This window comes from Stenotrophomonas sp. Steno-Z2 (assembly GCF_056393235.1).
Genome location: NZ_JBWJOY010000002.1, coordinates 860,800 through 887,630, shown reverse-complemented (window position 1 = coordinate 887,630; position 26,831 = coordinate 860,800). Strand labels below are relative to the sequence as shown.

Annotated in this window: 23 protein-coding genes; 15 read left to right on the top strand and 8 right to left on the bottom strand. The window is 70.8% G+C overall.

All coding sequences use genetic code 11. The features are described 5' to 3' along the window. The first annotated feature begins 17 nt into the window (after positions 1–17). From AC06FP_RS09145 to AC06FP_RS09120, 6 genes are all read left to right on the top strand, one after another. Positions 18–1,445: an OprO/OprP family phosphate-selective porin gene (locus AC06FP_RS09145; RefSeq protein WP_478075267.1), complete on the top strand. Its 1,428-nt coding sequence runs from the start codon at positions 18–20 to the stop codon at positions 1,443–1,445. A 13-nt stretch (positions 1,446–1,458) separates the two neighbouring features. Continuing rightward, a complete protein-coding gene (locus AC06FP_RS09140; RefSeq protein ID WP_478075266.1) occupies positions 1,459–2,481 on the top strand; it encodes a sulfate ABC transporter substrate-binding protein in 1,023 nt (340 codons plus the stop codon). After that, entirely contained in the window at positions 2,482–3,336 is an 855-nt protein-coding gene (gene cysT, locus AC06FP_RS09135) for a sulfate ABC transporter permease subunit CysT (protein ID WP_478075265.1), read from the top strand. It abuts the gene before it with no gap. Further along, entirely contained in the window at positions 3,333–4,277 is a 945-nt protein-coding gene (cysW, locus tag AC06FP_RS09130; protein WP_478075264.1) for a sulfate ABC transporter permease subunit CysW, read from the top strand. Before cysT ends, cysW begins: the two co-directional genes overlap by 4 nt. A 1-nt stretch (position 4,278) precedes the next feature. Next, positions 4,279–5,325 (top strand): sulfate/molybdate ABC transporter ATP-binding protein, encoded by a 1,047-nt coding sequence (locus tag AC06FP_RS09125; RefSeq protein WP_456118322.1) that lies wholly within the window; start codon positions 4,279–4,281, stop codon positions 5,323–5,325. A 125-nt stretch (positions 5,326–5,450) separates the two neighbouring features. Continuing rightward, entirely contained in the window at positions 5,451–6,149 is a 699-nt protein-coding gene (locus tag AC06FP_RS09120) for a TorF family putative porin (protein ID WP_478075263.1), read from the top strand. 141 nt (positions 6,150–6,290) lie between these two features. On the opposite strand, the gene tdh is transcribed toward AC06FP_RS09120, so the two are convergent. Then, entirely contained in the window at positions 6,291–7,313 is a 1,023-nt protein-coding gene (gene tdh, locus AC06FP_RS09115) for an L-threonine 3-dehydrogenase (RefSeq protein ID WP_456119396.1), read from the bottom strand. A gap of 147 nt (positions 7,314–7,460) precedes the next feature. Between tdh and AC06FP_RS09110 the strand changes: the two genes are divergently transcribed. Beyond that, on the top strand, positions 7,461–9,626 hold the full coding sequence (locus tag AC06FP_RS09110) for a S46 family peptidase (RefSeq protein WP_478075262.1): 2,166 nt from the start codon (positions 7,461–7,463) through the stop codon (positions 9,624–9,626). Positions 9,627–9,855: 229 nt separating this feature from the next. Here the strand turns inward: AC06FP_RS09110 and AC06FP_RS09105 are convergent, their stop codons facing one another. Continuing rightward, positions 9,856–10,707: a type II toxin-antitoxin system RelE/ParE family toxin gene (locus AC06FP_RS09105; protein ID WP_478075261.1), complete on the bottom strand. Its 852-nt coding sequence runs from the start codon at positions 10,705–10,707 to the stop codon at positions 9,856–9,858. A gap of 226 nt (positions 10,708–10,933) precedes the next feature. Between AC06FP_RS09105 and AC06FP_RS09100 the strand changes: the two genes are divergently transcribed. The 8 genes from AC06FP_RS09100 to AC06FP_RS09065 all read left to right on the top strand — a co-directional run bounded on the left by AC06FP_RS09100 (position 10,934) and on the right by AC06FP_RS09065 (position 18,715). After that, a complete protein-coding gene (locus tag AC06FP_RS09100) occupies positions 10,934–11,578 on the top strand; it encodes a histidine phosphatase family protein (RefSeq protein ID WP_478075260.1) in 645 nt (214 codons plus the stop codon). Next, complete coding sequence (locus tag AC06FP_RS09095; protein WP_478075259.1) at positions 11,578–12,351, top strand: TonB family protein; 774 nt, start codon at positions 11,578–11,580, stop codon at positions 12,349–12,351. The genes AC06FP_RS09100 and AC06FP_RS09095 overlap by 1 nt, the downstream gene beginning before the upstream one ends. 95 nt (positions 12,352–12,446) lie before the next feature. Continuing rightward, positions 12,447–13,715 (top strand): bifunctional tetrahydrofolate synthase/dihydrofolate synthase, encoded by a 1,269-nt coding sequence (gene folC / locus AC06FP_RS09090; RefSeq protein WP_478075258.1) that lies wholly within the window; start codon positions 12,447–12,449, stop codon positions 13,713–13,715. A 157-nt stretch (positions 13,716–13,872) separates the two neighbouring features. Further along, positions 13,873–14,877, top strand: a complete 1,005-nt coding sequence (locus AC06FP_RS09085; RefSeq protein ID WP_456118330.1) for an SPOR domain-containing protein — start codon at positions 13,873–13,875, stop codon at positions 14,875–14,877. 36 nt (positions 14,878–14,913) lie between these two features. Next, positions 14,914–15,654 (top strand): CvpA family protein, encoded by a 741-nt coding sequence (locus AC06FP_RS09080; RefSeq protein WP_478075257.1) that lies wholly within the window; start codon positions 14,914–14,916, stop codon positions 15,652–15,654. Between the two features lie 31 nt (positions 15,655–15,685). After that, positions 15,686–17,152 carry an amidophosphoribosyltransferase gene (gene purF, locus AC06FP_RS09075; protein ID WP_456118332.1) on the top strand — a complete coding sequence of 489 codons (1,467 nt, stop codon included), beginning with the start codon at positions 15,686–15,688 and terminating at the stop codon, positions 17,150–17,152. A gap of 217 nt (positions 17,153–17,369) precedes the next feature. Next, a complete protein-coding gene (locus AC06FP_RS09070; RefSeq protein ID WP_456119397.1) occupies positions 17,370–18,146 on the top strand; it encodes a ferritin-like domain-containing protein in 777 nt (258 codons plus the stop codon). 122 nt (positions 18,147–18,268) lie between these two features. Further along, entirely contained in the window at positions 18,269–18,715 is a 447-nt protein-coding gene (locus AC06FP_RS09065; protein WP_478075256.1) for a COG3650 family protein, read from the top strand. Positions 18,716–18,937: 222 nt separating this feature from the next. Here the strand turns inward: AC06FP_RS09065 and lpxH are convergent, their stop codons facing one another. The 6 genes from lpxH to phoR form a co-directional block, all read right to left on the bottom strand. Next, positions 18,938–19,681, bottom strand: coding sequence for a UDP-2,3-diacylglucosamine diphosphatase (lpxH, locus tag AC06FP_RS09060; RefSeq protein ID WP_456118334.1), 744 nt, complete (start codon positions 19,679–19,681; stop codon positions 18,938–18,940). Between the two features lie 65 nt (positions 19,682–19,746). Next, positions 19,747–20,286 carry a phosphatase PAP2 family protein gene (locus AC06FP_RS09055; RefSeq protein ID WP_456118335.1) on the bottom strand — a complete coding sequence of 180 codons (540 nt, stop codon included), beginning with the start codon at positions 20,284–20,286 and terminating at the stop codon, positions 19,747–19,749. Next, positions 20,267–21,403 (bottom strand): glycosyltransferase family 4 protein, encoded by a 1,137-nt coding sequence (locus tag AC06FP_RS09050; RefSeq protein WP_478075255.1) that lies wholly within the window; start codon positions 21,401–21,403, stop codon positions 20,267–20,269. Before AC06FP_RS09050 ends, AC06FP_RS09055 begins: the two co-directional genes overlap by 20 nt. A 213-nt stretch (positions 21,404–21,616) precedes the next feature. Then, positions 21,617–23,143 (bottom strand): exopolyphosphatase, encoded by a 1,527-nt coding sequence (gene ppx / locus AC06FP_RS09045; RefSeq protein ID WP_478075254.1) that lies wholly within the window; start codon positions 23,141–23,143, stop codon positions 21,617–21,619. A gap of 187 nt (positions 23,144–23,330) precedes the next feature. Beyond that, on the bottom strand, positions 23,331–25,418 hold the full coding sequence (ppk1, locus tag AC06FP_RS09040; RefSeq protein ID WP_478075253.1) for a polyphosphate kinase 1: 2,088 nt from the start codon (positions 25,416–25,418) through the stop codon (positions 23,331–23,333). Then, positions 25,415–26,755: a phosphate regulon sensor histidine kinase PhoR gene (phoR, locus tag AC06FP_RS09035; RefSeq protein ID WP_478075252.1), complete on the bottom strand. Its 1,341-nt coding sequence runs from the start codon at positions 26,753–26,755 to the stop codon at positions 25,415–25,417. The genes ppk1 and phoR overlap by 4 nt, the downstream gene beginning before the upstream one ends. Positions 26,756–26,831 lie beyond the last annotated feature (76 nt).

Here is a 26,831-nt window from a genome sequence, read left to right as displayed (position 1 = left end):
AACTCAAGGAGCCGCCGATGAGCGCGTCCCCCCTCCCGTCCACCGTGCCGACCAGGAAGCTGCTGTGCCTCAGCCTGGCCGTGGCGCTGTGCGGGGCGGCGGCATCGGCGCAGGCGCAGCAGCCCACGGTGGAACAGCTGCAGCAGCGCCTGGAGCGGCTGGAACGCCTGGCCGGCGTATCCGGCGACGCCGCCGTCGAGGGCGTCGGCCTGGCCGACCTGGACCAGCGCCTGCGCATCCTCGAGCGCCGCCTGGAACTGCAGGAAGAAGAACGCGTGGCCGCGGCCAGGGCGGCGCCGAAGATCACCGTCGACCAGAAGGGCGCCGCGTTCAAGTCCGGCGACGGCAATTACGAACTGAAGCTGCGTGGCCTGCTGCAGGGCGATGCGCGGGTGTTCCTCGGCGACAGCGGCCAGAACGACACCTTCCTGCTGCGCACCGCGCGGCCGACGCTGGAAGGTTCGCTCGGCACGCTGGTGGCCTACCGCTTCACCCCCGAGTTCGCCGGCGACAGCGCCAGCATCGTCGATGCCTATGCCGACCTGCGCTTCGATCCGGCCTATACGGTGCGCGTGGGCAAGTTCACCTCGCCGGTCGGGCTGGAGCGCCTGCAGTCGTCCTCGGCCCTGGTCGATGTCGAGCGCGCGCTGGCCAGCGAACTGGCGCCCAACCGCGATCTCGGCGTGCAACTGCAGGGCGAGGCGGCCAAGGGCAGATTCAGCTACGCATTGGGCCTGTTCAACGGCGCGGTCGATGGCCGCGACGCGGTGACCAGCAATCCGGACGACGATTTCGAGGTTGCCGGCCGCGTGTTCTTCGAGCCGCTGAAGGGCACGGACAGCGCCTGGGCGGGGCTGGGCTTCGGCCTGGGCGCCAGCAGCGGCGAGAAACACGGCACCGGCAGCAACTTCCTGCCGCGCTACCGCACACCGGGTCAGGCGACCTTCTTCAGCTATCGCGGCACGGTGCTGGCCGACGGCAGCCACCGCCGCTGGTCGCCGCAGGGCTGGTTCTACCGCAACGGCTTCGGCCTGCAGGGCGAGTACATCGTCTCGCAGCAGCAGGTGGCGCGCGACGGCCGGCGTGCGGAACTGGACCATCGCGCCTGGCAGGCCACGGCCAGCTACGTGCTCACCGGCGAGGACGCCGGCTACCGCGGGGTGACGCCGTCGCGGCCGTTCGGCAGCAACGGCGGCCTGGGCGCCTTCGAACTCACCGCGCGCTACGGCGTGCTGGACATCGACGATGCCGCGTTCCCGTTCTATGCCGACCCGGCCGCCTCCGCCTCGCGCGTGCGCGCCTGGACGCTGGGCGCGAACTGGTACCTGACGGCCAACCTCAGGCTGGCGACCAACTACCTGCACAGCCGCTTCGACGCCGCCGCCGGCGGCGCCGCCCTGCCTGCCGAGAAGGCCGTGTTCTCGCGCCTGCAGGTTTCCTTCTGACGGAGCTTCCCCCATGACGCAGATCTTCCGTTCCCGTGCCGGCCTCGCCTCGCTGGCCTTCCTGCTGGCCCTGGTCGCCGGCGGCGCCTTCGCCCGCGACGTGCAACTGCTCAACGTGTCCTACGACCCCACCCGCGAGCTGTACCGCGATTTCAACGCCGCCTTTGCCCGCCACTGGAAGGAAACCAAGGGCGACACCGTCACCATCGAGACCTCGCACGGCGGTTCCGGCAAGCAGGCGCGCGCGGTGATCGACGGCATCCAGGCCGACGTGGTGACGCTGGCGCTGGCCTACGACGTGGATGCGATCGCGCAGAAGGCGCGGCTGCTGCCGGCCAACTGGGAATCGCGCCTGCCCGACAACAGCGCGCCGTATACCTCGACCATCGTGTTCCTGGTGCGCAAGGGCAACCCCAAGGGCATCCGCGACTGGCCGGACCTGCTGCGCGCCGGCGTGTCGGTGGTGACGCCCAACCCGAAGACTTCCGGCGGCGCGCGCTGGAACTACCTCGCCGCCTGGGCCTACGCCGAACACATCTTCAACGGCGACCGCGCGCGCATCCTCAACTACATGCGCGCGCTGTTCCGCAACGTGCCGGTGCTGGACACCGGTGCGCGCGGCGCCACCACCACCTTCGTCCAGCGCGGCATCGGCGACGTGCTGCTGGCCTGGGAGAACGAGGCCTTCCTGGCGCAGGAGGAACTGGGCCCGGACAAGTTCGAGATCGTGGTGCCGCGGCTGTCGATCCTGGCCGAACCTTCGGTGGCGCTGGTCGACCGCAACGCCGACCGCCACGGCACCCGCGAGGTGGCGCAGGCCTACCTGCAGTACCTGTATTCGGCCGAAGGCCAGCGCATCGCCGCGCGCCATTACTACCGCCCGCGCCACCCCGAACTGGCCGACCCGGCCGACGTGGCGCGCTTCCCGCAGGTGCGGCTGGTGACCATCCGCGAAGCGTTCGGTTCGTGGGAGAAGGCGCAGGCCGAGCACTTCGCCGACGGCGGCGTGTTCGACCAGATCCAGGCGGGCAAGTAGGTGAATGCCGGCGTGCAGGCATTGCCGCCCGCGCGGCGCCAGCGCCGGGTCCTGCCCGGCTTTGGCATCGGCATGGGCATCACCGTGTTCTGGCTGGGGTTGATCGTGCTGATTCCGCTGGCCGGCGTGTTCCTGCGCGCGGCCGGCCTGGGCGTGGACGGCATCTGGCGCATATGGAGCGAGCCGCGCGTGCTGGCGGCGCTGCGGCTGAGCTTCGGCACCGCGTTGGCCGCGGCGGCGTTCAACACGCTGATGGGCACCTGGGTGGCCTGGGTGTTCGTGCGCTACCGCTTCCCGGGCCGGCGCCTGTTCGACGCGATGATCGACCTGCCGTTCGCCCTGCCCACCGCGGTGGCCGGCATCGCGCTCACCGCGCTGTACGGCGGGCAGGGCTGGGCCGGGCGCTGGCTCGAACCGCTGGGCCTGAAGATCGCCTATACGCCGCTGGGGATCATCATTGCGCTGGTGTTCGTCGGCCTGCCGTTCGTGGTGCGCATCGTGCAGCCGGTGCTGGCCGAAGCCGAACGCGAACTGGAGGAAGCGGCGGCCACCCTGGGCGCCAGCCGCTGGCAGACCATCACGCGCGTGGTCGTGCCCGCGCTGTGGCCGGCGATGCTGACCGGTTTCGCGCTGGCATTCGCGCGCGGCGTGGGCGAGTACGGCTCGGTGATCTTCATCGCCGGCAACCTGCCCAACGCCACCGAGATCGCGCCGCTGCTGATCACCATCCGCCTGGAGGAATTCGACTACGCCGGCGCCACCGCCATCGCCGCGGCGATGCTGCTGCTGTCCTTCGCCGTGCTGCTGCTGGTCAACACCCTGCAGGCGCGCCTGCAGCACCGGGGCGCGCGATGAGCGAGCTGGTGTCGGAACTGCCGGTACAGGCTGCGCATGAAACGGCAGTGCGCGCCCCGCGCGGCGTCACCACCGAGCCGGGCTGGGTGCAGGCGCTGCTGGTCCTCGGCGCGCTGGGCTTCCTGCTGTCGTTCCTGCTGCTGCCGCTGCTGCTGGTATTCGCCGAGGCGCTGCGTGGCGGCGTGCAGGCGTTCTGGAGCGCGGTGAGCGATGCCGACGCGCTGTCGGCCGTGCGCCTTACCCTGCTGGTCACCGCCATCGTGATCCCGCTGAACCTGGTGTTCGGCGTCGCCGCGGCCTGGGTGGTGAGCAAGCACCACTTCCCCGGCAAGCGCTGGTTGGTGACCCTGATCGACCTGCCGTTCTCGGTGTCGCCGGTGGTGGCCGGGCTGGTGTTCATCCTGCTGTTCGGCCGCGACGGCTGGCTGTGGCCGCTGATCGAGGACGGGCTGCGCCTGCACCTGCCGGTGGCCGGCGAGGTGCTGCTGCAGCTGCCGCGCATCGTGTTCGCGCTCCCCGGCATCGTGCTGGCGACCACCTTCGTCTCCTTTCCGTTCATCGCCCGCGAGCTGATGCCGCTCATGGAGCAGCAGGGCAGCGACGAGGAACTGGCGGCGCTGACCCTGGGCGCCAACGCCTGGCAGATGTTCTGGAAGGTGACCCTGCCCAACATCCGCTGGGGCCTGCTGTACGGCGTGCTGCTGTGCAGTGCGCGGGCGATGGGCGAGTTCGGCGCCGTGTCGGTGGTGTCCGGGCACATCCGCGGGCGCACCAACACGCTGCCGCTGCACGTGGAGATCCTCTACAACGAGTACGCCTACGGCGCCGCGTTCGCCTGTGCTTCGCTGCTGGCCGGTACCGCGCTGCTGACGCTGGTGCTGAAGACTTTCCTGGAATGGCGCCACGGCCAGTCGCTGGCCGCCGCGCATCGCCCGAGGTGACATGAACATCCGCATCCAACAACTGGGCAAGCGCTTCGGCGCGTTTCCCGCGCTCGATGGCGTCAGCCTGGACATCCGCAGCGGCGAGCTGCTGGCCCTGCTGGGGCCGTCGGGGTCGGGCAAGACCACCCTGCTGCGCGCGCTGGCCGGGCTGGAACAGCCCGAACAGGGCCGCATCCTGTTCGACGGCGAGGATGCCACCGCGCTGAGCGTGCAGGCGCGCCGCGCCGGTTTCGTGTTCCAGCACTACGCGCTGTTCCGGCACATGGACGTGCGCGCCAACATCGCCTTCGGGCTGGAGGTACGGCGTGGCGCGCAGCGCTGGCCGAAGGCGCGCATCGACGCGCGCGTGGAGGAACTGCTGGCGCTGGTGCAGCTGGACGGCCTGGGCGGGCGCTATCCCACGCAGTTGTCCGGCGGCCAGCGCCAGCGCGTGGCGCTGGCGCGTGCGCTGGCGATCGAGCCGCGCGTGCTGCTGCTGGACGAGCCGTTCGGCGCGCTGGACGCGCAGGTGCGCCGCGACCTGCGCCGCTGGCTGCGCGAACTGCACGACCGCACCGGCCTGACCACCGTGTTCGTCACCCACGACCAGGAAGAGGCGCTGGAACTGGCAGATCGCGTGGCCATCCTCAACCGCGGCCGCATCGAGCAGGTCGGCAGCCCGGGCGAGGTCTACGACCGGCCCGCATCGCCCTTCGTCTACGGCTTCGTCGGCGAGGCCAACCGCCTGCCGGCGCGGGCCGAGGGCGACGCGCTGGAGGTCGCGGGCGCGCGCTGGTCGCGGCCGGCGGGCCTGCCGGAGGCCGCTGCGCTGGAGGTCTACGTACGCCCCGAGGACATGCGTGTCGGCGATGCCGGCGACTGGGTGGGCACGGTGCTGTCGGTGCAGCGCAGCGGCGCCCGCGCGCGGCTGCGGGCACGCCTGCGCGCGGCCGCCGTGGACGTGGAGGTCGAGCTGCCGCCCGATGCGCCGGCCTACGCGGCGGGGCAGCTCGTCGCGCTGGCGGCGCGGCGCCATGGGGTGTTTCCGGCGTCCGTTGCCGGTTAGCGGGAAGAGGGGCATGCCGGTTGTCGGGTCCCGGCACGAAACGCTGGCGCCGCGGTTCATTCTGGTTAAGAATTCGTGAATTCTGCGCCGTGGCGGCGCCGAACCCCCACCCCGGAGACCCCCGCATGATTCCCTGCAAGCGCCTTGCCGCCGTTGCCTGTGCCGGCCTGCTGTCCCTCCCGTTCGCGGCCTGCGCCGAAGACGCCGCATCGCCCCTGAGCTGGGAAGTCGGCGCGGTCTCGGACTACCTGTTCCGCGGCGCCTCGCAGACCGACGAGAAGCCGACGGCGCAGGGCAGCATCACCTGGACCTCGGCGAGCGGCCTGTACGTGGGCGGCTTCGCCTCCGGCGTGGATTTCGGCGAAGGCAGCCCCGACGTCGAGGTCGACTACTTCGTCGGCTATGGCTTCGACCTCAGCGACAAGGTCAACCTCGATGTGATGCTCAACCGCTATACCTACCCGGGTGCCAGCGAGATGGCCTACAACGAGCTGGTCACCACCACCACCATCGCCGAGCACTGGAAGGTCAACGTCAGCTACACCAACGACGTGTGGGGCAGCGACACCACCGGCTGGTACTACGGCGTGGGCGGCGAATGGGGCCTGCCGAACGACTTCAGCCTGAACGCCAGTGTCGGCCGCAGCGTGTTCAACGACAGCGACGTGGCGCAGGACTACACCGACTGGGGCGTGGGCGTCGGCCGCAGCTTCGGCATCGCCGATGTCTCGCTGGGCTACTACGGCACCGACGGCAAGGGCCGCGACAACTTCGGTAAGCTGGCCGACAGCCGCGTGGTGCTGGCGGTGAAGATCGCGCGCTGAGCGCGGCACGGGTGCGCTAACGAAAAACGGCAGGACAGCCGTTTTTCACGGCGCAGCCGCCAAGGGTGACGCACAGGGATGTGCGTCATGAAAAAAGGCGCCGTCAGGCGCCTTTTTCCTTTCGTCGCGTCCTGGGCGGGATCAGTTCCAGCTCAGCACGACCTTGCCGGCCTTGCCCTGTTCCATCAGGTCGAAGCCTTCCTGGAAGCGGTCCACCGGCAGCTGGTGGGTGAGTACCTTGCCGAGCGGGAAGCCGGACAGCACCAGCTGGGTCATCTTGTACCAGGTCTCGTACATCTTGCGGCCGTAGATGCCCTGCACGGTCAGGCCCTTGAAGATGATCTTGTCCCAGTCGCAGCCGGCGCCCTTGGGCATGATGCCGAGCATGGCGATCTTGCCGCCGTGGTACATGCAGTCGAGCATGTCGTTGAACGCGCGCGGGTTGCCGCTCATCTCCAGGCCCACGTCGAAGCCCTCCATGTGCAGGTCGGCCATCACGTCCTTCAGCGACTGGTTGGCGACGTTGACCACGCGCGTGGCGCCCATGTCGGCGGCCAGCTTCAGGCGGAAATCGTTGACGTCGGTGACCACCACGTTGCGCGCGCCGATGTGCTTGCAGATGCCGGCGGCGATGATGCCGATCGGGCCGGCGCCGGTGATCAGCACGTCCTCGCCGATCACGTCGAACTCCAGCGCGCAGTGCGCGGCGTTGCCGTAGGGGTCGAAGAACGCGGCCAGTTCGGACGGGATCTGGTCCGGGATCGGCCACAGGTTGCTGGCCGGCATCACCATGTACTCGGCGAAGGCGCCGTTGACGTTGACGCCGATGCCCACGGTGTTCGGGCACAGGTGCGGGCGGCCGCCGCGGCAGTTGCGGCAGTGGCCGCAGACGATGTGGCCTTCGGCCGACACGCGCTGGCCGATGTCATAGCCGGTCACGCCGGGGCCGATGCCGGCGATGCGGCCGACGAACTCGTGGCCGATGGTCAGGCCCGGCTTGATGGTGCGCTGGCTCCACTCGTCCCACAGGTAGATGTGCAGGTCGGTGCCGCAGATGGCGGTCTTCTCCAGCTTGATCAGCACCTCGTTGGGGCCGGGCACCGGCACCGGCACCTCTTCCATCCAGATGCCCTTGGTCGCCTCGCGCTTGACCAGCGCGCGCATCGTGTTCTGTGTCATTGCCGGAAAGCCGCAGTGGGAAAGAGCGGCGATTATATGCTTTCGGCGGTAACCGCCCGCACCGGCAGGCGGGGCTGCGGCGACGGTTTCACCCGCTACAATCGGGGCTTCCATTCTTCGGGGATACGCCTCATGCGTCTGAATCTTCTCGCTTTTTCCGTCGTCGCCGGGCTCGGCCTAGCGCAGGCGGCCAGCGCCGCCGAGGGCATGTGGGTGCCGCAGCAGCTGCCGCAGATCGCCGGGCCGCTGAAGCAGGCCGGGCTGAAGCTGGACCCGCAGCAGCTGGCCGATCTGACCGGCGACCCGATGGGCGCGGTGGTGGCGCTGGGCGGCTGCACCGCCAGCTTCGTTTCGCCGCAGGGCCTGGTGGCCACCAACCACCACTGCGCGTATGGCGCCATCCAGCTCAACTCCACCGCCGAGAAGAACCTGATCAAGGATGGTTTCAGCGCGGCCAGCTTCAAGGATGAGCTGAGCGCCGGCCCGAACGCGCGCATCTACGTGCTGGACGACATCACCGACGTCACCGCCCAGGCCAGGGCCGCCATCGCCGGCGCCGGCAGCGACCCGCTCAGGCGCACCGAGGCGCTGGAGGCGCTGGAGAAGAAGCTGGTGGCCGAGTGCGAGGCCGACGACAGCTACAGCTGCACGCTGTACAGCTTCTCCGGCGGCAACACCTACCGCCTGTTCAAGAACCTGGAAATCAAGGACGTGCGCCTGGCGTACGCGCCCCCGGGCAGCGTCGGCAAGTTCGGCGGCGACGTCGACAACTGGATGTGGCCGCGCCACACCGGCGACTTCTCGTTCTACCGCGCCTACGTCGGCAAGGACGGCAAGCCGGCCGCATTCTCGGCCGACAACGTGCCGTACCAGCCGAAGCACTGGCTGAAGCTGGCCGACCAGCCGCTGGGCGAGGGCGATTTCGTGATGGTGGCCGGCTACCCCGGTCGCACCGACCGCTATGCGCTGGTGAGCGAGTTCGAGAACACCGCCGGCTGGAGCTATCCGGCCGTTTCCAGGGCCTACAAGGACCAGATTGCGCTGGTCGAGGCCGCGAGCCGGGACAACAAGGACATCGCGGTGAAGTACGCCGCGAGCATGGCCGGCTGGAACAACACCAGCAAGAATTTCGACGGCCAGCTGGACGGCTTCAAGCGCAACAACGTGCTGGCGCAGAAGCAGAAGGAAGAGGCCGCGGTGCTGGAATGGCTGCGCGGGCAGGGCGAGAAGGGCAAGCCGGCGCTGGACGCCTATGCGCAGCTGCAGGCGCTGGGCACCCAGGCGCGCCGCACCCAGCAGCGCGATTTCACCCTGGGCATGTTCAACCGCACCGGCACGCTGGGGACCGCCGTGCGCCTGTACCGCCTGGCGATCGAAAAGGCCAAGCCCGACGCGCAGCGCGAAGACGGCTACCAGGAACGCGACCTGCCGGCCATCGAGGGCGGCCTGAAGCAGATGGACCGCCGCTACGTGGCGGCGATGGACCGGCAGTTCCAGCAGTACTGGCTGCAGCGTTACGCCGAACTGCCGGCCGACCAGCGCGTGCCGGCCTTCGACGCGTGGCTGGGCGGCAGCGACGCCGCGGCCGTGGATGCCGCGGTGGCGCGCCTGGACGGTTCGCGCCTGGGCGACCTGGCCGAGCGCATGAAGTGGTTCAACGCCGACAGGGCCGCGTTCGAGGCCAGCACCGACCCGGCCATCCAGTACGCGGTGGCGGTGATGCCGGCGCTGCTGGAGATCGAGCACCAGAACAAAGTCAAGCGCGGCGAGGAACTGGTGGCGCGCCCGCTGTTCCTGCAGGCCATCGCCGACTACAAGCAGAGCAAGGGCGAGTTCGTCTACCCGGACGCCAACCTGTCCCTGCGCATCACCTTCGGCAACGTGAAGGGTTACACCGGCCTGGACGGCAAGGTGCAGCAGCCGTTCACCACCATCGAAGGCGTCGCGGCCAAGGAAACCGGCGTCGATCCGTTCGACTCGCCGAAGGCGCTGCTCGATGCGGTCAAGGCCAGGCGCTACGGCGGCCTGGAAGACAAGCGCCTCGGCAGCGTGCCGGTGGACTTCCTGTCCGACCTGGACATCACCGGCGGCAACTCCGGCTCGCCGGTGCTGGACGCGCACGGCCGCCTGGTCGGGCTGGCGTTCGACGGCATCTGGGAATCGGTGGCCAGCAACTGGGTGTTCGACCCGGTGATGACCCGCATGATCTCGGTGGACCAGCGCTACATGCGCTGGATCATGCAGGAGGTGGCGCCGGCGCCGCAGCTGCTGAAGGAACTGGAAGCCGCGTCGAAGTAAGCCGCGCTCCGGTTTGATCGAGGACCCCGGACGGGAAAGCGTCCGGGGTTTTTTTGTTGGCGCCCTTCCCGATGGCAAGCCTTCGCTCCATCGACGGGCCGCAGGTGTGCAGCTCGCCCCACGCCGGCTTTCTCCTGGCGGTCATGCGCGGCAAGCCCCGCTTCTGCGAACCGTGTTGCGGGAAGCGCGCCATGGAATGTCGCGGGAGCGGGCCGGACCCGCAGGCGCCTCAGCGGTACGGTCCGGGCCCGCGCCAGACCAGTTCGCCGCGCCGGTAGACGTACATCACCGTGACCACATCGCGCGCATCGCCGATGGAGCGCAGTTCCGGCGCGTCGGGTGGAAGCAGGCGGCACTTGCTGGAGCCGCGCCTGAGCGCGACTTCCGCCGGGCAGACCATCAGGTAGGTGGTGCCGGGCAGGGGGATGGAGAGCTCCTTCATGCCCTGTTCCATCCAGGTGCGCAGCCGCGTTTCGGCGAGCAGGTCGTAGACGATCTGGTAGCCGCCCACTTCCATGGCCGGTTCGCCGGCGGCCGCGTCGTTGCGGTAGCCGTTGCGGTTGAGCGGCCCGGCCGAGCGCCCGTCGTCGGGCGCGGTTTCCCTGGGCTGCCAGCCCGGAGGACGCCCGGTCCAGGTCTGCGGCCGGCGCTGGACGCTTTCCGGCGGACTGGTGGCCGCGGCCTGCGCCGCCTCGGGCGCGGGCGGCTGCTCGCTCCTGTCCGGCTTCTGCTCCGGTTCGGCCGGTGGCTCGATGTACCGGGCCTGCGGCACCGGCCTGCGTGCATCGGCCTGCCGGCGTGCCACCGGCTTGGAAGGCCGCTTGCGATCATCCACCGGCTTCGGCCCCGGCGGCTGCTGCGCGGTGGGCGGGGAAGGCGGCGCTTGGCCGACGAAATCCACCTTGACCCGGCCGCCGCCGGATGTCCCCTGCGGCGTGGTCACCACCGGCGGCGTGGAGTGCAGCAGGAGCAGCAGTACCAGCAGGTGCAGCAGTGCGCTCAGGACCGCCGCCGCCCAGGGTTGCAGGCGTTCGTTCCAGGTCTTGCGGCCAGGCCGTGGGGAAAGCGAAGGGCTGCTCATGCCACTCTGGGGGCGTGGGAGGTGCTGGCCCTCATGTGGAAGTCACACCGTGCAGCGGATGGGGCCGCCATGGTAACGCCTGTCGTTGGCCTGCAATGCGCCGTTCGCAACGGTGCGCCGCGCCGCGCGGGGGCCGCCAAGGATTTTCGTAACGTGGGCAACCGTAGCCTGCGCCGTGGCGGCGACAGGCTATGATGCGGGCCCCCCGCCACGGACTCCCCACTGCATGCGCATCCTGCTTGCCCGCCACGGCGAAACGCCGTGGAACGCCGAAGGCCGCTACCAAGGCCAGATCGACATTCCGCTCTCGCCGGTGGGCGAGGCGCAGGCCAGGGCGCTGGGCGAACGCCTGCAGTCGGTGGAGATCGCGCGTGCGGTGGCGTCGCCGCTGTCGCGCGCGCAGAGCACCGCCCGCGCCGCGCTGGGCGGCGCCCGCGAGTCGATGCTGCAGACCGATGCGGACCTGCAGGAAATCGCCCACGGCGAATGGGAAGGGCTGCTCGCCAGCGAGATCAACGACAAGGACCCCGCGCGCCTGCGCGCATGGCGCGAGGAACCGGACACGGTGCTGATGCCCGGCGGCGAATCGCTGCGCCAGGTGCTGGACCGCAGCTGGCGCGGCCTGGCCCGCGCCGCCGAGGGACTGGGCGCGGACGACACCCTGCTGGTGGTCGCGCACGACGCGGTCAACCGCGTGATCCTGTGCAGGGTGCTGGGCCTGCCGATCGGCAAGCTGTGGACCTTCCGCCAGGCGCCGACCACGCTGAACCTGCTCGAGGGCCCGGACGTGGAGCACCTGGAAGTCGTGCGCCTGAACGACTGCGCGCACCACACCCCGTTCTTCGGCGAGGCCAGACACCGGGCGCTGTGATGGCCGGCCCACAAGCGCGCATGCGCTGGCTGGCGGCCGCGCTGTGCGCGCTGCTGCCGCTGCCGGTCGTGGCGCAGCCGCCGGGCGACGCCTGCCCGCCATTCGCCGCGCAGGACAACCGCGCGCCGTCCTATCCGCCTTCCGAGCTCTGGCGGCTGCTCGGTTACACGATCAACGTGATCATCGAGGCCGACGCCTGCGGGCGGGTGACCGGCGCGCGCGTGGAGCAGGCCGGCGTGGCGGCACTGGACGCGGAGGCGCTGGCGGCGGCCCGCGCCTGGACCGTGCCGCCCGCGTACCGCGGCCAGCCGCGCTACCGCCTGCCGTTCGCGTTCGAACCGCTGCCCGAGGACAGGCCGGCGCGGAGCGGGCAGCGCCCGCGCGATCCGTTCTTCGACGAACGCAGCAGCGGCCAGGTGCCGGCGGCGGCGCTGGACGACGACGGCACGCTGCCCGGCTATATCGCCGATCCGTATCCGATCGGTTTCCTGCAGATCCCCGAGGCGATCGCCACCCTCGGCCCGCTGGCGCTGTTCCGCCGCTACGGCGGGCAGGCCAACTTCTGGCTGCATGACGAAGAAGGCCTGAGCCTGTTCCAGCTGGAAGGCGCGATGATGGTGCGCAACCGGCTGGTCAGCGACGGCCGGCACCGCTTCGTGGTCACCAGCGTGCTGTGCGGCAACGACCTGGATGCCTGCCGCCAGTCGCTGGCCGACCTGCGCGCGCGCCGCGGCCGGCAGCGGCCGCAACCGGTGGCGCCGGACCCGTCCTAGCGCGCCGCGCCGGGGCACGCCGCGGCGCGGCTGTATCATGTGCGCCCCATCCGCGCCGCCGCACCGCGCCGGCGCGCGTCACCCGAGAAACCCGCATGCCTTCCGCACGTCCCGCCACGCTCGAACAGTGGCTCGCCCATATCGACCGACAGCATCCGCAGCCCATCGCGATGGGGCTGGAGCGCGTGCGCGAGGTGGCCGCGCGCATGGGCCTGGAGCGTCCGGCGCGGCGCTGCATCGTGGTCGGCGGCACCAACGGCAAGGGCTCGACGGTGGCCTTCATCGAGGCCATCGCCCGCGCCGCCGGCTGGAAGGTGGGCGCCTACACCTCGCCGCACCTGCTGGCCTACAACGAGCGCGTGCGCATCGACGGCGCCGACGTGGACGACGCCACCCTGGTGGCGGGCTTCAACGCCGTGGAGGACGCGCGCGGCGACACCGCGCTGACCTATTTCGAATACGGCACGCTGTGCGCGCTGTGGGCGTTCGCGCGCGCCGGCCTGGACCTGGCGGTGCTGGAAGTGGGGCTGGGCGGGCGCCTGGACGCGGTCAACATCGTCGATGCCGACGTATCGGTCATCACCACCGTGGACATCGACCACGCCGACTGGCTGGGCAGCGACCGCGAAACCATCGGCGCGGAGAAGGCCGGCATCATCCGCGGCTGGAAGCCGGTGATCCTGGGCGAGATCGATCCGCCGTCCAGCGTGCTGCGCCGCGCCTACGTGCTGGGCGCCAACGCCATCCGCTTCGGCAGCGACTTCTTCGCCGACGCCATCGACGCCGACACCTGGCGCTGGCGCGACGTGTCCTTCCGCATCGAGCTGCCGCAGCCGGCGCTGTGGGCGCCGGTGCAGCGCGCGAACGCGGCCGCCGCCATCGCCGCGCTGCGCGCGCTGGACCGCCCGCTGCCGCGCGCGGCGTGGGCGCAGGGCGTGGCCGCGGCGCAGGTCGCCGGGCGCCTGCAGCGCTTCGAGCGCAACGGGGTGGAAGTGCTGGTCGATGTCGGCCACAACCCGCAGGCCGCCGCCGCCCTGGGCGCCGCGCTGCAGGCGCGCCCGGCCACCGGGCGCACCCTGGCGGTGTACGCGGCACTGGCGGACAAGGACGCACCGGGCGTGGTCGCGGCCCTGCAGGCGCGCATCGACCGCTGGTACCTGGCCGGGCTGGACGGCGCGCGCGGGCAGAGCGCCGCGCAGCTGCGTGAGCGGCTGGCCGGCACCGCCGCCGCCTGCGCCACCTCCTGCGCGGACGTCGAGCAGGCGCTGGCCGCCGCACTGGAACAGGCCCGGCGCGGCGACCGCGTGCTGGTGTTCGGCTCCTTCCATACCGTGGCCGAGGCGCTGCCGCTGCTGCGGCCGTGACCGGCCCGCGGAAGCGCGCCGCGGCGCGCGGCCAGGCTCTGCGCGCGATCGCATCGCATCGACGCGCGCTCCTGCCTGTTCAGCTGCGGCGGCGTTGCCCGGCGATGGCGCCGCATATAATCGGCGGACATTCCGCCCTGCCGCCATACGCCTTGCCGTGGATACTCCCCTGAAACAGCGATTGATTGGCGCCATCGTCCTGGTGGCCCTGGCCGTGATCTTCCTGCCCATGCTGGTCAAGGGCCCGGCGCCGGACAGCGGCGTGCAGGACGTGCCGCTGCGCGCGCCCGATGCGCCCGCCGATGGCCAGTTCGAAACCCGTGAGCTGCCGCTGGTCGCGCCCAACGCGCCGGCTGCCGGCAGCGCCACCGGCATGCCGGCCGCGCAGCCCGTGGCCGAAGCCGCCCCGCCGGCGGACACCGGCGGCGGCGCGCTGCCGCCGACCGCTGCCGCCGGCAACTACGCGGTGAATTTCGGCGCCTATGCGACCGAGGCCGATGCCGATGCGGTGATCGCCCACCTGAAAAAGTCGAACCTGCCGGGCTTCCGCCAGCAGGACACCATCAACGGCCGCCCGGCCTGGCGCGTGCGCATCGGCCCCTATGCCGACCGTGCGCAGGCCGAGCTGGTCCGCCTGGAGGCGGGCAAGGTCCGCAACGACGTGAACGCGCAGGTGGTGGTGCTCGACGCCGGCAAGGAACCGGCCGCCGCACCGGTCGCCGCCCAGGCCGCTCCGGCACCGGCGCCCGCCACCGCAACGCCGCCGGTGCGTACCGAAGCCCTGCCCGCGGAGCCGGCCAGGCCGGTGGCCGCCGCGCCGAAGCCGGAAGCCCCCAAGCCCGAAGCCCCCAGGCCCGCCGCGCCCAGGCCTGCGGCGCCGGAGCGCACCGCCCCTGCGGCTTCCACCGCGCCGGCGGCCAGCAAGGTCGGCTTCGCCGTGCAGCTGGGCGCGTTCGGCCAGCCGGCCGACGCCAACGCGCTGCGCGACCGGGTGCGCGCGGCCGGTTTCAGCGCCTTCGTCGAACAGGTGCGCAGGGGCGATGGCGTGCTGCTGCATCGCGTCCGGGTCGGACCGGTGGCCAACCGCGCCGACGCCGAGCAGCTCAAGGCGCAGGTGGCGGCCAAGGTGGGCATTGCCGGCATCGTCAGTCCGCACCCCTGATGCGGCGACCGGCCTGATGCCCGGGCAGGGCAGACCGTGATCGACCTGCTGCTGCTGGGGCTGATCGTCGTATCGGCCCTGTTCGGGCTGATGCGCGGCCTGCTGGCCACCGTGTTCGGCGTGCTGGGCTGGCTGCTGGCCGGCTGGGCCGCGTTCCGCTTCGGCCATGACGCCACGCTGGTGTTGAGCGGCGGCGCCGCGCCGGGCATGGGCCAGTACGCCGCCGGCCACGCCATCGTGTTCTTCGGCGTGCTGCTGGGCGTTTCGGCCATCGGCATGCTGCTGCGCGGCGTGGTCGATTCCACCCTGCTGCTCAAGGGGCCGGACCGCCTGCTCGGCTTCGGCCTGGGCCTCGTGCGCGGCGTGCTGCTGGCCGTGCTGGCGGTGCTGGTGCTGGGCTTCACCTCGCTGGCCGAGGGCGAGGAATGGCGGCGCTCGCAGGTGGTCGGGTGGCTGCGCCCGCCGGCCGACTGGCTGCGCGCGCGTCTGCCGGAGCTGCCGGAACTGCCCGCCGTGCCGGAACATGCGCTGCTGGACTTGGGCAAGGCGGTGCTGGCAGGCGATAATGCCGCGCTCAGCGAACATGAAGCGGGCAGCGGACTGCCGCATGCGGTGCCGGAAGGGGCGGAAGACGCCCGGCCGGCCGCGACCGGAGGCAGCCGCCAGGACCCGGCGAAGGCGTGGCCTTCCAACATCGATCCGGCGCAGGTGCGCACGGATCACCCCGGTCCGGCACGGACCGGGCCATCGGGCCAGGCACGGCCCCCTTCACGTTAACCGGGCCACGGCCCAGCGGAGATCGCGCAACATGTGTGGCATCGTCGGAATCGTCGGCAACCAGAACGTCGCCGGGCAGCTCTATGACGGCCTGACCGTCCTCCAGCACCGCGGCCAGGACGCTGCCGGCATCGCCACCGCGCACGGCACACGCCTGCGCGTGGAAAAGGGCAACGGGCTGGTGCGCGACGTGTTCGACGAACGCCGCATGGCGCTGCTGCAGGGCCGCATCGGCATCGCCCACGTGCGCTACCCGACCGCTGGTTCGGAAGGCACGGACGAGGCGCAGCCGTTCTACGTCAACTCGCCCTACGGCATCGCCCTGGCGCACAACGGCAACCTGATCAACACCGAGGCGTTGCGCCAGCAGGTGTTCGAGGCCGACCGCCGCAACATCAACACCGATTCGGACAGCGAGGTGCTGCTGAACGTGTTCGCCTACGAACTGGACGCGCAGCGCATGCTCACCCCGGAAGCGGCGATCCGCGCCGTGGCCGGCGTGCATCGCCGCTGCAAGGGCGGCTACGCGGTGGTCAGCGTGGTGCTGGGCCTGGGCCTGGTCGCCTTCCGCGACCCGCACGGCATCCGCCCGCTGGTACTGGGCAGGCGCAGCCATGCCGAAGGCGAGGAATACATCGTGGCTTCCGAGTCGGTGGCGCTGGACGTGCTCGGCTTCGAGCGCGTGCGCGACGTGGCCCCGGGCGAGGCGGTGGTGATCACCGAACGCGGCGAACTGTTCACCGAGGTCTGCGCCACCACCACGCAGCAGACCCCGTGCATCTTCGAGTACGTGTATTTCGCGCGCCCGGATTCGATGATCGACAACGTGTCGGTGCACAAGGCGCGCATGCGCATGGGCCAGAAGCTGGGCGAGAAGATCCTGCGGCTGAAGCCCGACCACGACATCGATACCATCATCCCGATCCCGGACACCTCGCGCGACGCGGCGCTGGAAATCTCCAACGTGCTCGGCGTGAAGTACCGCGAGGGCTTCGTCAAGAACCGCTACGTCGGCCGCACCTTCATCATGCCGGGGCAGGGCGAGCGGGTGAAATCGGTGCGCCGCAAGCTCAACCCGATCCACCTGGAATTCCGCAACCGCGTGGTGCTGCTGGTGGACGACTCGATCGTGCGCGGCACCACCAGCCAGCAGATCGTGCAGATGGCGCGCGACGCCGGCGCGCGCAAGGTGTACCTGGCCAGCGCCGCACCGCCGGTGCGCCACCCCAACATCTACGGCATCGACATGCCGGCCGCCGAGGAACTGGTGGCGCACGAGCGCAGCGTCGAGGACATCGAGAAGCACCTGGGTTGCGACTGGCTGGTCTACCAGGACCTGGAAGACCTGGAAGCGGCGGTGCGCGAGGGCAACCCGGAGCTGAAGGCGTTCGATTCGTCCTGCTTCAACGGCCACTACGTCACCGGCATCGAGCCGGGCTACTTCGAGCGCATCCAGCAGCTGCGTTCGGACGAGGCCAAGAACAAGCGCCGCGCCTGACGCAGCGAAGCGCATTTGAAGTCCCTCTCCCTTCGGGAGAGGGGTTGGGGTGAGGGGCAAACGAAGTGGCAATGTGCGACGTCCAATGACAATGCAACAAGCGCCCACCCCTTCGGGAAACCAACCCTCATCCGGCGCTGCGCGCCACCTTCCACCCCATGGGCACCCGGTCCCGGAGGGAGAAGGGAACACCACCACCCTCCTCGACGCAGCCCGCATCTGCTTGGCCGAAGCCGACCCGCTTGAGAAGGTCGCCCTCACCCGGCACTACGCCACGCAGTTCCGCGCCGGCAAGCTGCAGCTGCCGGAAAACGCGCCCGATCCCGAGCCGATCCGCATGCCCGGCCGCCCCGCGCGGCTGCTGCTGGTGCATCCGCGCGACCTGCCGCGGCGCGGCCTCGGCAGCCCGGAAGGCCGCGCGGCCTTCATCCATGCCATCGCCCATATCGAACTGAACGCCATCGACCTGGCCTGGGACGCGGTGTACCGCTTCCGTGGGCTGCCGGGCAGTTTCCATGCCGACTGGGTGAGCTGCGCCGACGACGAAGCGCGCCATTTCCTGCTGCTGCGCGAGCGCCTGCTGGCGCATGGCCACGATTACGCCGATTTCCCCGCCCACAACGGCCTGTGGGAAATGTGCGAGAAGACCGCGCACGACGGCCTGGCGCGCATGGCGCTGGTGCCGCGCGTGCTGGAGGCGCGCGGCCTGGACGTGACGCCGGCGATGATCGCCAAGCTGCGCTCGCTCGGCGACGACGCCACTGCCGACGTGCTGGAGGTGATCCTGCGCGAGGAAGTGGCGCACGTCGCCGCCGGTTCGCGCTGGTACCGCTGGTACTGCGCGCGCGCCGGCGTCGAGCCGCGCGCCCGCTTCAAGGAACTGCTGCGCGAATACGCCGGCGGCTACCTGCATGGCCCCTTCAACGTCGAGGCGCGCCTGCTGGCCGGTTTCGACGCGGACGAACTGGCGGACCTGGTCGAACAGGCCGGATGATGGGGTGGGCAGGGGCGGTTCCCTGCCTGGAGCCGGACGCCGTCAGCCGCGTGGATCGCATGGCGTTTACCCGGCGCGTGCGATGCTGGCCGCCATCGTGTTCCGCAGCCCTGGAGAATCGCATGCCTTCCTTCCGCCTCCTGTCGATCGCCTTGCCGATGGCGGCGTTGCTGGCCTGCAGCCCGGCCACGCCGGATGCCGATACGCCTGCGCGCGAAGCGGCCGCGGCGCAGGTGGATGCGGGCATTGCCGCATTCCCGGCGGCCCTGCAGGCCGCTGGCGTCGAGCCGTTCTGGGGCGTGAAGGTGGAAGGCGACGCCCTGACCTATACGACGCCGGACACGATGGACGCGCCACGCCAGCTGCGGGCCACGCGCCGCGTCGACGCCGATGGCCTGCACCTGGAGGGCGAGGACGGCGGTACGCCGTTCCGGCTGGACGTGCGCCGCGAACCCTGTTCGGACGGCATGTCCGACATCAGCTACCCCTTCAGCGTGTCATGGCGGCTGGACGGCAGGACGCAGAAGGGCTGCGCCTTCGATCCGGCGTCGCCGCCACCGCCGCAGTGAGCCATGGCGCGTCCGGCGGAGAGTCGGGTACGTTCCTGATCTGCATCGACGCGCTCAGGACGGCGCCCGAGCAGGCCCCCTGCAATTTCGCCGAGGCGGGAACGCCTGTCCCTCGAAGCCAGCGCAAGGCGTTGCCGCGCAGGGCGGCGTGCTCTCGTTGCGACGGCCGCCCGTCCGGCACGGGTTTCACCGACCAGGCTTCAAGCGGGGCGCGCCCCGCATCTACGGTGCCAGCGCTTCCAGCCGGTAACCGTCGGCATCCACGCGCAGCACCGAGCCCTGTTCGTACCAGTCGCCGAGCACGATGCGGGTGCAGGTGGCGTCGCCGGCCTGCACGCTGTGCACGGCGGGGCGGTGGGTGTGGCCGTGGATCATGGTGTCCACGCCATAGCGCCGGAACGTGGCGACGACCTCGGCCGGGGCCACGTCGGTGACGGTCTCGAACCGGGCGCGGTCGCCTTCCTTCATCTCCGACTGGCGCGCCTGGCTGGCCGCGCGCGCCTTCTGCGCGAAGGCGATGCGCGCTTCCAGCGGCTGCGCCAGGAACTGGGCGATGAAGGCCGGGTCGCGGGTCTGCGCGCGGAACGCCTGGTAGGCGGTGTCGTCGGTGCACAGCAGGTCGCCGTGCTGCAGCAGCACCGGCTTGCCGTACAGCGTGATCACGCACGGATCGGGCAGGATGCGCATGCCGGCGCGGCGCGCGTAGTCCTCGCCGACCAGGAAGTCGCGGTTGCCGCGGATGAAGAACACCGGCACGCCGGCGTCGGCCAGTCCGCGCAGGGCGGCGGCGACCGCATCGGCGGCGGTGGAGGGCGTGTCGTCGCCGATCCAGGCCTCGAACAGGTCGCCGAGGATGTACAGCGCCTCGGCCTGCCGGGCCTGCCCGCGCAGGAACTCCAGGAACAGTTCGGTGATGGCCGGACGGCTGGGGTCCAGGTGCAGGTCGGAAATGAACAGCGTGGTCATGGCGGTATTGTAGGGGCAACGCCGCGATGTCACGGACAACGTGCCGGCCATCGGCCGGCCCGCTCTCAGAACGGCAGCGGCATCAGCTGCAGCGAGGCGGTGCCCAGCAGCAGGGCGATGCCGGTGGCGGCCAGCACGTCGCTGGGGTAGTGCAGGCCGAGCACCACGCGCGACAGCGCCACGCCCGCGGTGAACGGCAGCAGCAGCGGCGCCAGCCACGGGTAGTAGGCCAGCGCGACCACGCTGAACGACACCGCGTGCAGGGTGTGGCCGGAGGGGAAGCTGTATTCGTCCAGCGGCGCGACCCAGGCGCGGATGCGCAGGTCGGCGGCGAACGGGCGCGGGCGCCGGGTCCAGCGCTTGAGGGACTTGTAGAGGGTGAGCGCGACCACGCCGGTGGCGGCCATGTGCGCCGAGGCGCGCAGGCCGTCCATGCCATCGGCCAGCACCAGTGCGCCCATCAGCAGGTACCAGAACATGCCGTCGCCCAGCCGGCTGATGGCCGCGAACAGGGTGCGGATGCGGCGGCGCCGGCAATAGTGGTTGGCCCGCCGGCACCAGCGCGTTTCGCGGGCGAGCAGGCCGTCAGGCGGCAGCAAGGGCATGGGCGCGTCTCCGTTGCGACAGTTCCTGCAGCAGCGCCTCGAATTCGGCGACCACGTGGTCCGGGTGCAGGCGCCGCATCGCCAGGCTGGCGTTGGCGCCGAGCGGCGCGCGCAGGGCGTCGTCGCCGGCCAGGCGCAGCGCCGCGTTGATGAAGTTGTCGTCGTTGTCCACGGCCACGCCGCTGTGCCCGCTCTGCAGATGTTCGCGCGCGGCGCCGTAGTCGAAGGCGACCGTGGCCACGCCGCTGGCCATGGCTTCCAGGGTGACGTTGCCGAAGGTCTCGCTGCGGCTCGGGAACAGGAACAGGTCGCCGCTGGCGAAATGGCGGGCCAGCGCCTGTCCGCGCTGGATGCCGCAGAAGACGAAGTCGGGGTTTTCCTGCGCGATGCGCTCGCGCAGCGGCCCGTCGCCGACCCAGACGAAGCGCGCGTCCGGGCGCTGCTGCTGGATCCGGCGGAATGCCTGTATCGCCAGGCCAAGGTTCTTCTCCGCGGCGATGCGGCCGACGTGGATCACCGCCAGTCCGCGCGGGTCCAGCCCCCATGCCCGGCGCAGCTCCGCATCGCGCTGCCGCGGCGAGAACTGCGAGGCATCCACCGCGCGCGCCAGCAGGCGCGGATGGTGGAACCCGTTGCCGTCCAGGAAGTCCTGCAGTTCGCGGGTGGGCACCAGCGTGGCATCGCCCCGGTTGTGGAAGCGGCGCATCCAGGCCAGGGCGACGGGCTGCAGCCAGGCCGCGCCGTAGTCGGGCAGGTAGGTATCGAACCGGGTGTGCAGGCCGGTGGCGACCGGGATGCCGAGCCGGCGCGCGGCACGCAGCGCCGACCAGCCCAGCGGGCCCTCGGTGGCGATGTAGACCGCATCGGGGCGCTGCCGGCGCCAGTGCCGGGCCAGCCGGTATGGCAGCGGAAGCCCGAAACGCAGGCCGGGATAGCGCGGCAGCGCCACGCCGCGCACCAGCAGTTCGTGCGGCTGCGCCGCGTCCTGCGGCTGGCGTGGGCGCACCACGTCCACCTCGTTGCCACGGGCGCGCAGGCCGCGCTCCAGGCCCTGCACGGTCAGGGCGACGCCGTTGACCTCCGGCGGATAGGTCTCGGTGACGATGGCGTAGCGCATGCGCGTTCTCCCGTTTGCATCAGCATGGGGAGGGGCGGTGGCAGCGCCGTTACCGGCATGCGTCACGGGTGTTACAGCAGGCAGGCCGTGGCCGAAGGGGGCGCGACACAATCCGGCGGCGGGCCGGCTTCAGTCGCGATGGGCTCTGGCGGGAAAGCTCCGTCGGGGAAGCCTCTTCGCGGCTGAAGCCGCTCCTACCTACGGTGCGCGCGTTCAGGCCACAAACGGCCGGAACGTGATGCCCAGGCCGGCCATGCCTTCGGTCTCGCCGACCAGGTCGGCGCGCAGCAGCGGGCGGGCGTCGATGAAGGCCTTGTCCAGCACCAGCGACAGGGTGTTGCCGTCCACGCTCAGTTCCAGCGTCGGGATCGGGTCGTCCTCGTGTGAGCGGTGCAGCAGCACCGCCAGCCGCAGCAGCGCGGCGGTACGCCGGGCCGGCAGCAGCAGGCGGTCGGGCAGGGCGTCGAAGGCGGCCTTGGGCACGCCGCGGCGGTGGGTGCGGATCAGCGCGGCCAGCATCTGCTGCTCCTGGCGCGAGAAGCCGGCGATGTCCGAGTGCTCGATCACGTAGCTGCCATGGGTGTGGTAGCCGCTGTGGGCGATCATCAGCCCCAGCTCGTGCAGGCGCGCGGCCCAGCCCAGCATGCGGGCGTCGTCCGAATCCAGTTTCCAGCTCTCGGCGACCTGCTCGAACAGGCGCAGGGCGGTGGCTTCCACGCGCAGCGCCTGGGCGGCGTCGATATCGTAGCGGCGGGTCAGCGCGGCCACCGATTCGTCGCGCGGGTCGTTGTCGCTGGCGCGGCCCATGATGTCGTGGAGGATGCCTTCGCGCATCGCCGCCTTGCTGACCAGCAGTTTCTGCAGGCCCAGCGACTGGAACGCGGCCTCGAGCACCAGCACGCCGCCGGCGATGATCGGCCGCCGCTCGCTGGACAGGGTCGGCAGGTTGATGTCGTCGATGTGGCGGGCGCGCAGCAGTTCCTCGCGCAGCTGCGGCAGCGCCTGCGCGGTGATCGCGCCCTTGCTCAGCTTCATCGCCGCGCAGATCTCGCTGATCGCCTTGTGGGTGCCGGACGAACCCAGCGCCTCGTCCCAGCCCAGCGCCCGGTATTTGGCCGCGAACGGCTGGAACTCGGCGCCGATCTCGGTCAGCGCGTCCTTCCAGCGCTTCTTGCTCAGCTTGCCGCCGGGAAAGAAACGGCGCGTGCTGGCGATGCAGCCGGCCTGCAGGCTCTCGCGCTCCAGCGGCTGCATGCCGCTGCCGATGATGAACTCGGTGGAGCCGCCGCCGATGTCGATCACCAGCCGGCGCTGGCCCGGTTTGGGCGGCTGCGCATGGGCCACGCCCAGGTAGATCAGGCGCGCTTCCTCGCGGCCGTTGACCACTTCGATGGCGTGGCCCAGCGCGGTCTCGGCCGGCATCAGGAACGACAGCGGCGAGCGCAGCTGGCGCACGGTGTTGGTCGCCAGCGCGCGCACCCGGTACGGCGGGATGTTGCGGATGCGCTGGCCGAAGCGGGCCAGGCATTCGAGCGCGCGCTGCCGCGCCTCGGCCGACAGCCCGCCCTTGCCGTCGAGCCCGTCGGCCATGCGCACGGTCTCGCGCAGGCGGTCGACCACCCGCAGCTGGCCGAGCAGGTAGCGGGCGATGACCATGTGGAAGCTGTTGGAGCCCAGGTCGATGGCGGCCAGCAGGTCGCCGTCCTGCAGGGGGGGGAAGGTCGGGGAGGACTGGGGCATGGCGGAATGGTAGTGGATGGCCGGGGGGGCATGTCACCCCGGACGCGATAGGGGCAGCGCCTTCCGTAGGAGCGGCTTCAGCCGCGAACGGGGCTTCCCCGGCCAACCGGCCCGATGACGCGGGTGGGATAGTGCAGGCAAGCCCCGTTCGCGGCTGAAGCCGCTCCTACGGGCGCTGGTGGATGTCCTACAGCGCTTCCAGCAGCGCCTGCTGCGCCGAGTGCGGCGGCTGGCCGGGCTGCGGCGTGCACTTGCGGTAACGGCCGTCGGCCTGCAGCTCCCAGGCGTTGAGGTTGTCGTCCAGGTAGTTCTGCAGCACCTCGCGGTAGATGCGCCGCGCCAGGTCGCTGTCCAGGATCGGGAAGCAGGTCTCCACGCGCCGCAGCAGGTTGCGCTCCAGCCAGTCGGCACTGGCGCAGAACAGCTCGGGCGCACCGTTGTTGCCGAACCAGTACACGCGGCTGTGCTCGAGAAAGCGGCCGACGATCGAACGCACGCGGATGTTGTCCGACACGCCTTCCACGCCGGGGCGCAGGGTGCAGGCGCCACGCACGATCAGGTCGATCTGCACGCCGGCCTGCGAGGCCGCGTACAGGGCGCGGATCACCTGCGGCTCGTTGAGCGCGTTCATCTTGGCGATGATGCGTCCCGGCTTGCCGTCCAGCGCCAGTTGGGTCTCGCGTTCGATCCGCTGCAGCAGCCCGGCGTGCAGGGTGAACGGCGATTGCAGCAGGCATTCCAGCTTCATCTTCGAGGCCAGCCCGGACAGCTGCTGGAACAGCTGGTGCACGTCGTTGCCGATGTCCGGATCGGAGGTGATCAGGCTCAGGTCGGTGTAGGCGCGCGCGGTGCCGCTGTGGTAGTTGCCGGTGCCCAGGTGCACGTAGCGGCGCAGCTTGCGGCCCTCGCGGCGCACGATCAGCAGCATCTTGGCGTGGGTCTTGTAGCCGACCACGCCGTAGACCACCTGCACGCCGGCGTCCTGCAGGCGGTCGGCGAGACCGAGGTTGGCTTCCTCGTCGAAGCGCGCGCGCAGCTCCACCACCACGGTCACGTCCTTGCCGTTGCGCGCGGCCTGGATCAGCGCCTCGACAATGCCCGAGTCCTTGCCGGTGCGGTACAGCGTCTGCTTGATCGCCAGCACGTTCGGGTCCACCGCCGCTTCGCGGATCAGCTCCAGCACGGTGCTGAACGAATCGAACGGGTGGTGCAGCAGCACGTCCTCGCGCGCCACCGCCTCGAAGATGCCTTCGGAGGTCTTGAGCACGCGCGGCGTCATCGGCGGGTATTTCAGGTCCGGCCGCTGCACCAGGTCGTAGACCTGGATGACGCGGTTGAGGTTGACCGAGCCGTCGATGCGGTAGGCCGCGTTCTCGGACAGGCCGAAGTTCTGCAGCAGGGTCTGCACGATCGGGCGCGGGCAGTCGTGGGCGATCTCCAGCCGCACCGCCGGGCGGTAGCCGCGGTCCACCAGCTCGTCGCGCAGCGCCAGCGCCAGGTTCTCCACTTCCTCCTCGTCCACCACCAGCTCGGAGTTGCGGGTGACGCGGAACTGGTAGGCGCCGCGCACGTCCATGCCCGGGAACAGTTCGTTGACGAAGGTGGACAGCACCGCCGAGAGCAGCACGAAGTCCTGCGAGCCGCCCAGCGACCTGGGCAGCTGGATGATGCGCGGCAGCGAACGCGGCGCGCGCACCAGCGCCAGGTGGCCGGCGCGGCCGAAGGCGTCGGTGCCCTTGAGCACGACGACGATGTTCAGCGACTTGTTGAGGATCTTCGGGAACGGGTGCGACGGGTCCAGCCCCAGCGGCGAGAGCACCGGCATGATCTCGTTGCGGAAATAGGCGCGCAGCCAGCGGCGCTGGCGCGCGGTCCAGGTCGACGGCGACAGGATGCCGATGCCGGCGTCCTGCAGGGCCGGGCGCAGCACGTCGTTCCAGCAGCGGTACTGCTGCTCCACCAGTTCGGCGGCGCGGTCGTGGATGGCGGCCAGGATTTCCTGCGGGCTCAGGCCGTCCGGCGCCGGCGGCAGGCCGAACTCCTGCGCGTGGCGCACGGCCGCGGCGCGGATCTCGAAGAATTCGTCCAGGTTGGTGCAGGAAATGCACAGGAAGCGCAGCCGTTCCAGCAATGGCACCTGCTCGTCCATCGCCTGCGCCAGCACGCGGAAGTTGAAGTCCAGCTGCGACAGCTCGCGGTTGATGTACAGCGCCGGATCGCGCAGCGGATCGTTGCCGGGGGCCGCGGCGGCGGGGGACGGGGCGGGAGCGTTCATGCCGGGAAATCTTCCGTGGACGGGGACGAGGGGAGGGCGCTGCGCGGACGCACGTGCTCGGCGTCGAAATGGCAGGCGAAGGTGCTGCCCTGGCCGACTTCGCTGCGGATTTCCAGCCGCGCCTGGTGCAGGCCGAGGATGTGCTTGACGATGGACAGGCCCAGGCCGGTACCGCCGCTCTCGCGCGAACGGCTGCTGGACACGCGGTAGAAGCGTTCGGTCAGTCGCGGCAGGTGGTTGGCCGGAATGCCGTAGCCGGTGTCGGTCACCGCCAGCACCGTGCCCTGGCCCTCGCGGGCGAAGGTCAGGGTGATGCGGCCGCCGGCCGGGGTGTAGCGCACGGCGTTGGTGACCAGGTTGGAGAACGCGCTGTGCAGCTCCTTGTTGGAGCCGGCCAGGTCGATGCCGGCGCTGTCCTCGACGATGATCGTGTGGCGGCCCTGGCTGTGCGCTTCGGCTTCGCGCCGCAGCGAGGCGAGCATCGAGGTCATCGCCACGGTTTCCAGCTCGGTGTGCTGCTGCGATTCCAGCCGCGACAGGGTGAGCAGGTCTTCCACCAGCTGCGCCATGCGCTGGGACTGTTTGCGCATCTCCGCCAGCATCGGCCCGGTATCGGGGAAGTCCTCCGGGTCCATCATGTCGAGGTAGCCATGCACCACGGTCAACGGCGTGCGCAGCTCGTGCGAGACGTTGGCGACGAAATCGCGGCGTACCTGTTCCAGGTGCAGCAGCTTGGTGACGTCGCGCGCCACCAGCAGCCAGTGGTGGTCCGAATACGGGATCAGGCGCAGGTGCAGGCGGATGCCCGGATCGACCGGCGAATTGGCGTCCAGGATCGGTTCGGCATTGCGGCCGCCGGCCAGCCAGTGCGCCAGCGGCAGCGGCTGCAGGCGTTCGACCAGCGGCGCGTCCATGTCCGCCGGGTGCTGCAGGCCGAGCAGCGAGGTGGCCGCTTCGTTGAACCACTGCACGCGCTGGGTGTTGCGGTCCACCACCACCACCGCGTCGGGCAGCGCGGCGGCGGCGGCACGGTAGCTGCGCAGCATGTCGATCAGGCGCCGCTTGCGCGCGCGCATTTCCTGCTGGTTGCGGTGGAGCAGGCGGTCCAGCTCGTTCCACACGCCGGTGCCGTCCGAGGTTTCCCAGCGCTGGCGCGCGGTCAGGCGCAGCAGCACCTGGCGCAGCCGCCAGTAGTGCCAGCCCAGCACGCCCAGCGCGCCCAGCGCCACCACCAGCGCCGGGTGGCCGAGCAGGGCGCCGATCAGCAGGGCCGACAACAGCAGCACGGCCACGGTGGCCAGTGTCTTCAACCAGGCGGATCGGAATTGGCGGGGCATTGCGCTCTCGGGTGGTGCGGATGGATCCGTCGGAACTGCGACCGGTTATAGCAGGAAGCGCCGGGGCCGGCCGCGG

Excerpts from the sequence above, each read along its gene's own strand:
- AC06FP_RS09145 (WP_478075267.1), top strand. The coding sequence starts at position 18 with ATGAGCGCGTCCCCCCTCCCGTCCACCGTGCCGACCAGGAAGCTGCTG.
- AC06FP_RS09140 (WP_478075266.1), top strand. The coding sequence starts at position 1,459 with ATGACGCAGATCTTCCGTTCCCGTGCCGGCCTCGCCTCGCTGGCCTTC.
- cysW (WP_478075264.1), top strand. The coding sequence starts at position 3,333 with ATGAGCGAGCTGGTGTCGGAACTGCCGGTACAGGCTGCGCATGAAACG.
- AC06FP_RS09125 (WP_456118322.1), top strand. The coding sequence starts at position 4,279 with ATGAACATCCGCATCCAACAACTGGGCAAGCGCTTCGGCGCGTTTCCC.
- AC06FP_RS09120 (WP_478075263.1), top strand. The coding sequence starts at position 5,451 with ATGATTCCCTGCAAGCGCCTTGCCGCCGTTGCCTGTGCCGGCCTGCTG.
- tdh (WP_456119396.1), bottom strand. The coding sequence starts at position 7,313 with ATGCGCGCGCTGGTCAAGCGCGAGGCGACCAAGGGCATCTGGATGGAA.
- AC06FP_RS09110 (WP_478075262.1), top strand. The coding sequence starts at position 7,461 with ATGCGTCTGAATCTTCTCGCTTTTTCCGTCGTCGCCGGGCTCGGCCTA.
- AC06FP_RS09105 (WP_478075261.1), bottom strand. The coding sequence starts at position 10,707 with ATGAGCAGCCCTTCGCTTTCCCCACGGCCTGGCCGCAAGACCTGGAAC.
- AC06FP_RS09100 (WP_478075260.1), top strand. The coding sequence starts at position 10,934 with ATGCGCATCCTGCTTGCCCGCCACGGCGAAACGCCGTGGAACGCCGAA.
- AC06FP_RS09095 (WP_478075259.1), top strand. The coding sequence starts at position 11,578 with ATGGCCGGCCCACAAGCGCGCATGCGCTGGCTGGCGGCCGCGCTGTGC.
- folC (WP_478075258.1), top strand. The coding sequence starts at position 12,447 with ATGCCTTCCGCACGTCCCGCCACGCTCGAACAGTGGCTCGCCCATATC.
- purF (WP_456118332.1), top strand. The coding sequence starts at position 15,686 with ATGTGTGGCATCGTCGGAATCGTCGGCAACCAGAACGTCGCCGGGCAG.
- AC06FP_RS09065 (WP_478075256.1), top strand. The coding sequence starts at position 18,269 with ATGCCTTCCTTCCGCCTCCTGTCGATCGCCTTGCCGATGGCGGCGTTG.
- lpxH (WP_456118334.1), bottom strand. The coding sequence starts at position 19,681 with ATGACCACGCTGTTCATTTCCGACCTGCACCTGGACCCCAGCCGTCCG.
- AC06FP_RS09055 (WP_456118335.1), bottom strand. The coding sequence starts at position 20,286 with ATGCCCTTGCTGCCGCCTGACGGCCTGCTCGCCCGCGAAACGCGCTGG.
- AC06FP_RS09050 (WP_478075255.1), bottom strand. The coding sequence starts at position 21,403 with ATGCGCTACGCCATCGTCACCGAGACCTATCCGCCGGAGGTCAACGGC.
- ppx (WP_478075254.1), bottom strand. The coding sequence starts at position 23,143 with ATGCCCCAGTCCTCCCCGACCTTCCCCCCCCTGCAGGACGGCGACCTG.
- ppk1 (WP_478075253.1), bottom strand. The coding sequence starts at position 25,418 with ATGAACGCTCCCGCCCCGTCCCCCGCCGCCGCGGCCCCCGGCAACGAT.
- phoR (WP_478075252.1), bottom strand. The coding sequence starts at position 26,755 with ATGCCCCGCCAATTCCGATCCGCCTGGTTGAAGACACTGGCCACCGTG.